The 14215-nt window shown below is 22.9% G+C and carries 5 protein-coding genes; all 5 read left to right on the forward strand.

What is annotated here, in order from left to right; all coding sequences use genetic code 4:
• Positions 1-275 precede the first annotated feature (275 nt).
• Positions 276-5609, forward strand: coding sequence for an MGA_1079 family surface serine endopeptidase (locus N9R85_RS03240; RefSeq protein WP_262858562.1), 5334 nt, complete (start codon positions 276-278; stop codon positions 5607-5609).
• Entirely contained in the window at positions 5602-8259 is a 2658-nt protein-coding gene (locus N9R85_RS03245) for a hypothetical protein (protein ID WP_262858563.1), read from the forward strand. The genes N9R85_RS03240 and N9R85_RS03245 overlap by 8 nt, the downstream gene beginning before the upstream one ends.
• 142 nt (positions 8260-8401) lie before the next feature.
• Positions 8402-9781: a dihydrolipoyl dehydrogenase gene (locus N9R85_RS03250; RefSeq protein ID WP_262858564.1), complete on the forward strand. Its 1380-nt coding sequence runs from the start codon at positions 8402-8404 to the stop codon at positions 9779-9781.
• Positions 9782-10124: 343 nt separating this feature from the next.
• Entirely contained in the window at positions 10125-13076 is a 2952-nt protein-coding gene (locus N9R85_RS03255; RefSeq protein WP_262858565.1) for a hypothetical protein, read from the forward strand.
• A gap of 549 nt (positions 13077-13625) precedes the next feature.
• The coding region (locus tag N9R85_RS03260) for a hypothetical protein (RefSeq protein ID WP_262858566.1) at positions 13626-14215 on the forward strand (590 nt) is incomplete at its 3' end.

Consider the following 14215-nt stretch of genomic DNA (forward strand, 5'->3'; position numbering starts at 1 on the left):
ACTTTTGATATTGAAAACAAAGTAATAATATTGATTTTTTAAGTAAAATTTTAGATTTTTTTAGATCGTTAAGATATAATAAAAATACCAAGCACGAAAGTGTTGCACTTGATATTTCATTTTAGGAGTTGACATTTAATAAATGTTAACTTTTTGAATTAAAATAGTAGGTTATTTTAAGTTAAAAAATTAAAAACAACAATTATTTTCGTAATAATTCGTTATTTTTATATAATATATAAATAATATTTAACATTCAAATAAAGGGGAATAAAATGAAATTAAAAAATAATAAAAAGGCATTAGTTGCATTATTTTCCGCCTTAGGAATCACTGCTATTTCTATTGCGGCAAGTCTTGGCGTTTTGTTACAAAAAAATACTAATAATACACAAAAAAATAAAAATATACACCTTAGAGAAAAATATAAAAAATCATTAGAAGCAAATTTAACTGTCGATTCAAATGAAGATAAGATTAAAAATTTTAAAAATAAAATTTTGGAACAATATCCTTATTTAGAAACCGAAAAAGAATATATCGAATTAAACTCAAATATAAAATTAACATTAGAAAATTATCAAAATATTTTAAATGCAAATTTTAACAGTACTAATTTAGAAGTTAATAAACCACTAGAATCTAGCATAATGAGTCGTTTAAATTGATTTGAAAGTATAATTACACAATCTAATATAAATTTTAATAATTTCGATTCGAACATTACATTAAATTCGAGTAACATTCTTTCTAATATAGATCAAGTAAAAGAAAATGAATTTAATTTATTTAAAAAAGATTTAGAAACTAGTTTAAATAAATTTGAAAATGAAAAAATTCAAAAAATAAAAAACAAAATACTAGAATTATATAAATTTCAAAATATTCCAGACCAATATTTAGAATTAAATAAAAAAATATTGCTTTTTATTAAAAACCTAAATAATTTCTTAAATATTAAATCAACCGAAGCTCTTAGTGGTGTTGAAGTAGTTTTTGATCAAAACGAACTATTCCAAGAACTCTTAGAAAAATTAAATAAAATCTTAGAACCTAATTACTTTAACTATAGCGAATTGAGTGATGAAACAAATGAAAAAATTACAAAATTAGCATCACTTTTAAGTATAAGAAATAAAATTATTTCTGATAATAACGATAAGATGAAAAAATACTTAAATAATTTATCAGCTTATCAGTTTAATCAACAAATAACAAAAGATATTTATCTAAACGAAAAAACACTAGCATACAATAATTTAGAATTCAAAAGCTCTCTAATAGAGAAACTTTATCAATTAGATAAAAATACTTCAATTATAGATTCTATATTAAATAATTATTCTATTCAGGATAAAAATACATGATTAAATAATTATCAAACAACCAAAGAAGAATTAAAAAGAACTATTAATTTAGAAACTATTTTAAATTTTAAAAATAATCTGAAAAATGAAATTAAAAGCTTTTCTTATCAAAGTAATGAAGAAAATTTTGAAGTAAATAAAACAGAATTATTAGACAAAATTGAAAATGACCAAAAATTAGAAACTGACATTAAAGAAAAATTAAAAGAAGAAGTGAAAAATTCGCTTACAAATTTAGAGTTAAGCTATATAAAAAATATTTTTAACAACGAGCAAAATGATTTGGATAAATCTAAAGCGGAACTAAATATTTTAATAAATTCAATATTAATTAACAATAATTTAAAAGAAGATTTAAATATCTTAACATCTCAATTAGATAATAGCGATAAATTTATAGATTTTTTTAATAAATTCAAAGAATTAAAATTATTTATTGATAAATTGAAACTAAAAATAGATGAATATTATTCAAAAATAATAGATAAATCACTTAATGGTAATTCAGAATATAATTTTTATATACTTCTTAATAAAAATAGAAAAATATTTAATAATAACTTAATTCAATATTTTGACCTAAGCAATATTCAAAATAATATAAACGTTATTAAATCATTTTATGAAGAATTAGAACAGTTAAGTTCATTGCCAAATGAAAATAAAACAGCTTCTCAATATTTAAAAGAAAATTCCGAAGAAAAATTTAATATTGAAAATTACTTAGGTGAAACAAAATATAATTTAGAAGAAATAAAAAACGCTGCATCATTCAATTTTGATAATGCAAAAATCTTTTTCGATCACTCAGATACTGAACAATTTAACTACACAATAAAAAATATCGAATTAGAAGGTGAAAATTTAGATACTTTAACATTAACAGTCGAAGTAAAAATTAAAGGTGTTTCAAATTTCGCATATACTTTCAAAAAATCCAAAAAATATAATCATGGAGGAATGGAAGAATTAAATAATTTATCTTACGATAATTTAGATCAATTATTTAATATTAATTATGAATTACTAAATTCATACACTACAGAAGAAATCGAACAATTAAACGAAAAACAAAAACAAGAATTACTTGAACCTAAATTCGCAAATTTAGGAAAGTATTTTAAATATGATGTTTCAAATATTTTTATAACAAGCAAATTAAATTCTTTCATTAATATTAAATTTAATAACCAAACTATTAAATCTATTTTATTGAGTTCGATTAATAATTTTAATCCGAGAACAATTGAAAAAGAAAGTTATTGAGACAATATAAATAAAGAAAAAATACTAAACATCATTAATTCAAATGATAAAAGAAAATTTTTCATAAATATTTCCTTGAAGGACCCTAAAAATAGATGAAATCACTCAGATTTCTTAGCTTCTGAAGCTATCGAAAAAATGAACGAATTTTATAATATGCCTAGTTTTGGAAAATACGAAATTTACATTGACAAAATAACTAATGTAGACAATTACAATCATAGAGCAGATTTACAACTTTGATATAAAGAAAACGGAATACCTGCACCTAAACCTGTTCAAGGCCTTAAAAATTCATTTACGGTAGATAATTTTATGTTTTTAAACTATGAAGATATAAAACCTAAAGCGGAATTCTTTGCAGAAAACGACTTTATTTCTGAAGAATTTAACTCAAATCAAATTGATTCTAACATTAAAAACCTAATGGATCAAATTAATGAATCTGTTCTTGGTTGAAATTTAGGTAGTGGTACTATAGAAAGAAAAGGTGGAAATACAATAAAAATTGACTATAGAACCTTAAATCCAATCAATTTTATCGAACAAAAAGCTTTTAATAAGCTAAATTATTTTATTGGAATTAAAAACAAATCTGAAGAAAGAGCTACCGCAGGAGAAAATAAAGATAATGTTGATTTTATCGGAATTGAAGATAAAAATAAAATCTACAATTCAGGAGTAACCAATTTTTCATCAGATTTACAACCATTATTAAGAGATTATTTTTACTACTTTTACGACATAAAGTTAGTAGGAATTAGAGGATTAAGTTTTAAAATTGGATGAATTAAAAAAGATAATAATTTAACTAGATATTCAAATAATAAAACATACAATTTAATAAACCTTGTCAACGATTATGAACAAGCTTTATACCCTGAGATAATGCTCAATAATATCAAATTAGATGACATTCAAGTAAATAAACAAATACTTTCGGAACATGATGCGGATTATTTTATATCCAATAAAGACGAATTATCAAAAGCAATAGAATTAAAAGGTCAAGATCAAAACAAAAGATTAACTTATCGTAATTTTAAACTTAATGTTGATAAATTTAAGATTAATGATGTTCAAAAATACAATAGTAATGAACTTTATATAAAACTACAAGTAGATGGTTTCGATCCTGCTCATAACACGGCAAAAACATTTATAGGTAATTCGTGATATAAAATAACAGGTTTTAAACAAAGAGAACAAACCGAAAATTCAAATATTAATTTTTATTCAGACTTTGCACAACAAAAAAAGAACTTAATAACAATTTTTAACTCTGAGAACAAAATTATTAGACAAAGAGTTATTGAACAATATTGAAAAGATACTTATTGAAAATATAATAAAAACGAAGAAAATGTATATTGGTATTTAGACAAAAAATATCTTGAAAAAACTATTTTAAAAGATACAACAACAAAATCAACAATTAAATTTATAATTCATGCGGATGTATTGTTAAATGATGGGTCTAAAGCCCAAAGACTAACCAGAACTAATAGTGATAATACATACTCAATAGATTTCAACCAACTTAAAAACGAATCTGTAATTATATTTGACAAAAGTACTTCTTTTGGATCAGGAAATAATAGAAAAACCGTTGAATATAGAGTTATATTTAAATGAGACGAGAATAAAGGAATAAAAGTAATCATAGATAGTAAAGATAAAAATAACAAAATTTTTATCGGAGACCCTAGTTTAATAAAATACTCAAACGGGGTAAATTTTGATCCTAATAAAGCAATAGGTGTATTACCAACTGCTTCTGAAATAACAATTAATTATACAAGTACATTGCAAGAGGAAAATTTTGATATAAATTCGAATAAATTTGATTATAATGATGTATTTTACACCGATAATAATCAACCAATTTTATTTAGTAACGACACTTCATTCTTCGAAAATAATAAAGTGTATTACCCGAATCAAAATGTTCCATATAAATTCCATGAAGGTTATTTAATGGATGCAGATATTTTGAATTGAAATAAACAAGAGCATTGAGATTTAGCTAGAGATACATGAATGAGATCTGTACAATTTGTTGCTGATGATAGACCTGAAAATTGAGAGCATAAAAATGATTTATGAGGCTCAACTTCTATAATAGGTAAAGTTAATAATGACAAAAATGATCATAAATATTATTTAATTTCGAACCGACACGTAATTGGAGATAATATTAAAGACTTTAATAATCTTGCTAATAATGAATATTACTATAATTTAAATTTAGCTCCAAAACATAGAAATAATATAATAAATCAATATTGAGGATTTAACCAAAGCGGTTCAAATGATAAAATTAAAGCTAAAACCGATATAATTTGAACAGGATTAGACCAAAAAAATGAAAATGATCCTTCCAAGTCTGGAACAGTTGATTTAACTATTTTTATTGCAGATTTTAATGAGCAATATTTAGACGCTAAACGTAACGGAAAAATGAATATTGTGTACAAATTAGATTACATAAATAACTACATAGAACCTGTTAAGTTTAATGTAGATTTTGAAAAAGGTCATATTACAGTTCCATCAAATCGCAATATCGCTTTAATAGGATATCCACTATCAAAAATTTCAGGAATAATTAGTCGTAGACCAAGTGGCTCATACACCGGAAGAGATGATGATCAAATTAGTATTAAGAGCCAATCTAACTATGCCCCTGTATACTTAGGAGCAGGAGGTTCAGGAACAAGTATGTACTTGGATAATAACACATACTTTGCAACATGATGAGGTGGAAACAAAGGATTTGATAGTTATGCGTATAGATATTGAACAAAACAACACAACTATATAGGTTCAAATTTAGAAAATCAAAACCCATTTGATATTAATAATACAAATTCATTCGCTAGTCAAATAATAAGAGCTAATTTAAAAAACCCTAACGAATATAGTTCACCATGATTCTATAATTACAATTTTGCAGAAGAGGATAAAGATGAATAAAAAGATTAAAAAAGCAATAATAACTAGCACACTATTAAGTTCTTTTATGTTGACATCAATAGCCTGTTCTAGCAATTACAAAAACTCTAAAAACGAAGATAATTTTGAAAATATTATTGTCAATATAGGATATAAAAATTCTTTAAACACTTCTTTCCAAGACATAACAGATTCTGATATTAGTAATAATGAAAATTATTTTATTTTGGCACCTAATAAATATTTAGTACAACTAATTTCAAAAGAAAAAAGAGAAAATGAAATATCAGTTAAATATAATTTAGTTTATAAAAATAAAATTTCTAAAACATTTACAACAAGCATTCCTAAAGATCACTTTTTTACAAATAAAAAATTAAATGTTGAAGAAGTGGTGGTAAGCCCAAATTTTGAAGAACTAAGCAAAAATGTTACTTTTGAATATAGAGGCGACACTACTAATATTACCCAAATTGACGCATCACAAATTTCATATAACCAAATAAATAGCTTTAATATTAAAATTATTGATATTTATAATTTCGATAATTCTATAAGCGTTAATTACATTATCTATAATAATAACTATAATTCAAAGTTATTTACTTATAACATTAAAAAAACAGTCGATAGTAATAATAATTCAGTAGAAGAAGACAATCAATCAGCAGAATATAACTTTGAACTTGAAAATAATAAAATTTCAATCGAATTTACAAATAATAATTTTGTTGATTTTAACTCAATACCAGAAAATGAAATAAACAATCCTAAAAATTATAATTTCTTAGGAACTACATTGGAACATCAATTCATTAGTGCATCAAAACAAGAAAATAATAAAATTATTGTTAAATATAAATTGATCCATAATAACGAAATATCAAATAACACTTTCCAAAGTCAAACAATTAATAATTATGATACAATAAATTTTATGCTTTTAAATAAAGTTAGAATTAATTATAAAAATTCAAATAATACTTTATTTAATAATGTTGAAACTTCGGAAAATAACAAAGTTTCTAATGATAAAATTTCATTCATAAGCCAAAATAGTGATGCTCAATTCATATTAATTGATGCAATTAAAGAAAAAAATAAAATTAAAATTCTATACAAAATAAAATATAAGGATCAATATTCACAAATATTCGAATATCATATTAAAAAATACGAATTTAAGTTAAATGATGATGAAATAAATGAAATCAAAAATGGCATAGAAGTTACATTTAATAATCCTAGCTCTTATAATTGAGATGAAGTTAAAGAAAATATAGATAATGAAGAACTAAAAGATAGTTTTGCAGCTAAAGAAATATCTATTAAATATTCAAATAACATGTATATTCCAGAATTCAATTCAATATCACACGATGAAAATAATATTATTATTAATTTAACATTTAATAATAATCAAATAAAATACTCTTTTGACAAAAAAATTAATAAGAATATTTTTGTCAAAACACCAACTTCACCGCAAGAAGCTAAAGTTATCTTACAAAACATTACAACATTTTCATCAGCAGTGAGATTTGAAGATATTTTTAACGAAAATATGACTGTTGAAATCAAATCTAGCGATGTAAACGCTATAAATAATGGCATCAATCCGGGTGTGTATAAAATACAAGTGCCTAAAGATCAAATAAAAAATATATATAGTAAAAATGATGAAAATGCAATTACAAAAAACGGAATAAAACAACAAATAATATATGCTGACTTAAGCGGTTTTTACACTAACGAAAAAATAAAAAATATCAGATATGAATTACATATTAATTTCGATAATAGAAATAACTCCGAAAACTTATTAAGTTATAATCCAAGAACATATAAATTTAAAAATAATGAATTTACAATTTTAAGTGATCAATCAAATGACAAATCTGGATATATTAATATATTTGATTATGCCTCACGTAATCGTTGAGATAATTGAGATGTACACAATACAGATCAATCAAATCAAAAAAACTATATAACATTTAAAACTACTAACAATAACCCAAAAACTTTTTATAGTTTTGAATTTTCTACATGAGCAGGATCTACTAAAATAGACTCAAAAATAGTAATGCCTAAAAATATTATTATAAAATACTCTGATGATGGATTAAATTGAAAAGAAGCTAAATATCAAAGCAAAAAATCTTATAAAGATTTTGGTTCATATAGATTGTTTTCTAATTCAGGAACTAAAAATCACGGACCACAACAATACTATGAAACTTATAATATAAATAGAAATAGTTATACCACAGGATATCCTCTTATGAATTTTGACTTCCAACCTTTTAGAGCAAAATATGTAAGATTTGAATGAGAACCTCAAAATAACTTATCACCGGATATAAATGATAAAATTCAGCAAGCTATGTTTAGCTTAAAATTATTAAGTTTTAGATACGCAAATAATGATAGAAAAAATTATGATAACGAAGCAACAACTCAATATGTTAATGATATTAAGATTAATCTTATCAATAAAATTAATGAAGTCAATAAATATGTATATACTTTAAAAAGAGAGACTAACGCGGATTTAATTGATAAAATTTTTAACGAAATAGCAAAAGCAAAAAAAGTTTTCTATTCTGAATATAACGAAGAATTATTCAATAATAAAATAAAAGAATTAAATGATTTAATGAATAATTAAATAAAAATCGAGCAATATTAATTGCTTGATTTTTTAAATAAGAAAATATTAAAAAATTAATTTTTTAACTAAAATTAAATTATTTTTCCACTTTTTAAAATTATTTATATAATATTTAAAATATAAATAATGTGAGGTAACAATGGAAAAATTTGATATAGCAATTATAGGTGCAGGTCCAGGTGGATATACATTAGCATCTATATTGGCTAAAAATGGTAAAAAAGTCGCTTTATTCGAAAGAAAACATTTTGGCGGAACATGTGTTAATGAAGGCTGCATTTCAACTAAAACATTGATTAAATCAGCTAAAGTTTTGGATACCATAAGAATGTCAGAAAAATATGGTATTATATCAAACAATTCTTCTTTTGATTTTGATAGAATCCAACAAAGAAGAATTGATAATAAAATAAAAATTAATAACTCAATAAAGAACTTACTAGAAAATTCTGGAGTAAAAATATTCTTTGAAGAAGCTAATGTAATTGACTCGCACACTGTAGAAACACAGTCAAAAAAACAAATAAAATTTGAAAAACTTGTTTTGGCTACAGGTTCTAGGTCAAGAGAATTAAATTTAAAAGGATTCGAAACAGCAAAAATAAATAAAGTATTAATAGATTCTACTGATGCATTAGAATTAAAAGAAATTCCAAATTCATTAACAATAATTGGTGGCGGACCAGTTTCACTTGAATTTGCATACTTTTATTCTACATTAGGAACAAAAGTAACCATTCTCGAAGCAAGAAAATTTATGAATAATTTCGATCAGGAATTACAAAAATCAGTAAGGAAATACTTAGAGAATAAAAATATTAATGTTATTGAAAATGTTAATATTATTGAATATAAAAATAATAAGTTAATAACAGAAATAGATAACAAAATCATAGAATTTCAATCAGATAAAATTCTTTTGGCTATAGGTAGAGTACCTAATAACGATTCATTTAAATTATTGAACTTAAAAATAAACCAAAAAGGATTTGTTGAAGTAAACAAATATATGCAAACAAGCGAAAATCATGTTTACGCACTCGGAGATCTTACTGGATTAATGATGTTGTCTTCGGTAGCTTATAAAACTGCAGATATAATAGCGAATCATATTTTAGAAAATGATAATTTAGAAGAATTAAATACTAAAACCATCCCTTGAGCGGTTTATTTAAACCCAGAATTTGCCGGTATAGGGTACAATGAAGAGGAACTAAAAAGAAACAATATCGAATATGAATCAATCATAATTAAATCTTCACAATTGCCAAGAGCTCATGCCGACGGAGCGAATTTAGAATTGGAATTTTTAAAATTTTTAGTTGACAAAAAAACCGGTTTAATATTAGGGTCTTCGATGTTTATAGATGGTGCTAGTTTAATAATCAATCAAGTATCACAAACAATAAAAAAACGTATAAAATTTGCTGAACTAGAAAAAATAAGTTTCACACATCCAACTATTTCTGAAGCTATTTATTATGCATCAAGGAATTATCACTTTAAAAATAGAAAATAAGGAAATAAATTTTATTTTCTTATTTTTTTGTTTTTAATAATTAGTTCGTTTAATAAAAAATGAAATTTTTACCATATTTTTTTTAAAAATTTTTAGATATAAATAAACTTTCGAATATAAAAAATCATTTTTAAAATTAAAAAGATTTTTTAATCTATATACTAGTGATAAAAAATTTTGTAAATTCAAAAAAAACGTATTTTTAACGCAAAAAAAGCACGTTTTTTTTTTTTTTTGCTTATGATTTTATACCAACAGGAAATTATTATTAAAATGGAGTAAATATTATATACTATAAATATAAAAATAATGAAATTGTTTGTAAAAAAGAGAGGTTACAAGAATGAAAAAAAGATATAAATTTCTTTTAGGAAGTACAGTTTTTGCAACTGTAGCATTAACAACAACATCAATTATAATGATTCCACGTCAAAATAAAAATTTAGAAAGAAACGGTAGATATATTATTACAAATAAGAACAATTTTAATAAACTAAGTATTGATTATGCAACATTACTAATAGACAAATTGGCTGATAAATTAACAGAGGCTCAAAATTTTATTAAAAATAACAATATTTTAAAAGATGACTCAAAAATTGTAAAACTACGGAATAAAATTGAAGCATCAGGAGAAAATTTAAAAGATATAATAAAAGATAATAGCTTGATTTTAAATGAATTAGAAGAGATTAATAATTTATTAAATGAAGCTAAGCAAGTTCCAGGAGCAGTTGATAACAATGGTTCTTATTATGAAAACATTAATATAAAAAATTTAAATAATTTGGACAAAATAATAAACGTTCCCGTTGAAGAAGCAAAGAATAATGTTAGAGAAGAATTAGAAAAAGCAATAGAAGAGATAGAGAACGTAAAAATGAATTTAAACGACAAAGCTCTCGATGATATTTCAAAGAAAGCAAACGAATATATTTCTATCGCAAAAGAAACTTTAGACGAAGAGGATAATGTTAATAAATTACAAGCATACTTAACAATAACATTAGACAAGAAAGCTGAAGTCTTGTTTTTTGCCAGAAAGATAGAAAAAAGAAAAGAAGAAATCAAAAATAACCTTTTAAAAATACAAGAGAGTTTACGAATTTTTAATAATCTTTTTACAGGCAATAATATTGACTTAATAGATGGAATTTCTAAATACTTAGCATTTAATTTTGCGGAATATAAAGTGTACGATCAAAAAAACAAGTATATTTTTGACTTTTTGGATTTTTATTATAAAAATAAAAAACCATCAATTGAAATTGTCCTTCCTAAAAATCTTGTTACAGCTAAAAGAAAAATGATTGAATTTTTAAGTGAAATAAGTAATGACCAACATTTTATTAATAATATAAATTCTGTTCAATTAGAAGATTTAGAAAATTTAAATAAAATTATTGAAAATTGATTATTCCCTAACTATACTGTAGATAGATTTGCAGATTATAACAACGCAATATTAAAACGTTTTGAAAAAAATGACGATCGCACAAGAGACAACTTAGGGGACAATTACGATAAATATCTTTATACACCAGGAGGCGGAAGACCAAGAAGATTAGATGGGCAGGATGATGAAAAAATAGATATTAAAAATTTGACAAAAGATACTAAAAATAGCGATTGGATGTGGCTAGATAATATCAAAAATGAAAAATTATATTCTAAAAATGAAATTATTAAAAATGATAAATATTTAGATAATACATTTAAGTTTGACGTTATTTTAAGTGAAATACATAAATTTTCTATCGAAATTTTAAATAAACAATTAGATAAACTAAATATATTTATTAACGAAAAAACACCAAATGACGAAATTACACTGCTTGATTTTGCTGAAATAATTTATTCTGATGAATTTATAGAAGAATTGTATATCTCTTTCAAAAACGACGGACAAGAAATTATAACCAACAATTCTATAGGCTCTTCAGATGAAAAAGAACTTTCTACATACGATAAATTTAAAGAATATTATAAGAGTATGCTAGAATCATTTAAAAAATTTGCTTCTAATGAAAATAAAAATATTAATATTAGTATTAAAGACATTAAAGATTTATTTATTAAGAAAATAAACTTATATAAGAAAAAAATAGAATTGAATGAAATTCATTTAAACGAACTAAATTCAATATCATCAGGTGATTTTAGAGACCTTTTCGTTTCTTCTATAATGTGAAAATTCAATCAAAAATTAGTAGATATTAATGAAAATCAAAATATCGCAGATACTATAAAAGATGAAGGTTATAACGAAGATAGATTTCCAACAAGTAATTATAATAATTCAAACGATAAAAGAAAAGAGTATAAATATAAAACATACAAAAACTGATTAGATAGCAAAAGTGAAGAATATAAAAACAACGTAATAACTTTACTTTCAGATTTTAAAACAAATATAAATGATACAATATTTGAAGATAATGCATTAATAAGAGATTTAACACTCTTCAAGTACTCTAGAGGAGATGAAGAGGACTCTAACACAAAAAGAAGCGTCAATATAAGCGATGGGGTTTTTGAAAATGTACCTAAAAAAATAATTTTAAATTATCATGAAAACGGAATTGATGAAAACTTTAGAAATAACATTCAAAACGGTTTCGATTCATTTATATACAACTTATCAAATCAAAACAACAATAAAGAAATTCTTTTAAATCTTTATAGCTATATAGAAAATACCTTCGAAAGTAAAAAAGATTTTTTCAGTAATGAAAACAACAAAGTTGAAACAGATTTAAATCAAAGAAAATATCTAAAAGACGATAACGGTAAAAATCAAGAAAAATTAGATTTTCTAGAATTTCATATTAAAAAGAGATTTAAAAAATTAGTAGATTTAATAAATAATAAAAATATTAAATTTGCAACAATAAGTAAAACTAATCAATTTAGTTCTCAAAATAAAGATTTAAGCAAATTAAATTATTTATTAAATAAAAACGATTTTAACTGAACTAATCCTCTTTGGATTCAAGGTAACCCATCAAGAAGCGGATTTGAATCACATAATATGAACCACTTTGTAAATTACAAAAACTTTATAAATTGAAAATATAATAATATATTAGTTAACTACGAATTACTATATACACTTACAAAAATTGCTGATTATATAAAATCAAGCAATTTTGATGAAAATAAGTTAGCTGAAATTTGAAGCACATTTAAAGTAAATTTTGATTTTAATAAAAACGATTACGAAGTTGATTACTTCATAACTCAAAATGATTTCACTATAAATGATGAATTACGCGAACTTCTAAATAGTATTTAAAAAAATAAACCATTTTAATTTAAAATATGAAAAATAACACCCTAAATAAAAGTGTGTTATTTTTATGCTGAAACACTTTTCTATGAACAAAAAATAAATTTTTAATTAAAAGAAGGTTTTAACATCTTAAAAAACTTAAATAAAACTTTTGATAAAAAGTATACTAAAAACTTTTTATTCTGTTTTGGTATAGATAAAATTGAAATTTAAATTAATAAAAAATATGAGTTTTTACCTCTAACTTCATTCCATTTTATTATTTTTTGACTAAATGTGAAATTTTTACCATATTTTTAAAACTAAAGGGTTTAATGTACCAAAACTTATTTTTCAAGGTTTAAAATATTTTTTTAACTATATACTAGCAATAAAATTTTTTATAAAATTAAAAAACTATATTTTTCATTCAAAAGAGACACGTTTTTTTTTTTTTTTTTTAATTAATATTTTGAAAAATGACAAAATCACTATTAAAATGAAATAAATTTTATATACTAATAAATATAAATAAAAATAATAAATCGTTTGTAATAAAATGGGGGTTATAAAATGAAAAAAAGATATAAAGTTCTTTTAGGAAGTACAGTTTTTGCAACTATAGCAGTAACTACAACATCAATCGTAATGATTCCACAAAGAAAGAAAAACTCAGAAACCAATATTAGATATATTGTTGCAGACAGGAATGATCCTAATAAGGTCAATATCGATTATACAACATTATTAATAAACAAATTGGCTGATAAATTAACAGAAGCTCAAAGATTTATTAAAAACAATAGTATTTTGAAGAATGATCCGGCAATCATAAAACTACAAAATAAACTTGAAGCGTCAGGAGAAAATTTAAAAGACACGATAAAAGACAATCGTATGATTTCAAATGAATTAGAAGAAATTGATAAATTATTAAACGAAGCTCAAGAAGTTCCTGGTGCAGTAGATAACAATGGTTCTTACTACAAAAACATTAATATAAATAAAGTGAATAAAAACGACAAAATAATAAATGTTAAGTTAGGTGAAAAAAATTTGACACTCCAAAATAAAGGAGTGTTATTTTTATGTCCAAACATTTTACATTTGAACAAAAAGTTAAATATTGCAAAATTATTGATCAAACCGATTTTAAAACAGCA

The sequence above is a fragment of the Mycoplasma sp. CSL7503-lung genome (genome assembly GCF_025515455.1).
GTDB lineage: Bacteria > Bacillota_I > Bacilli_A > Mycoplasmatales > Metamycoplasmataceae > Mycoplasmopsis.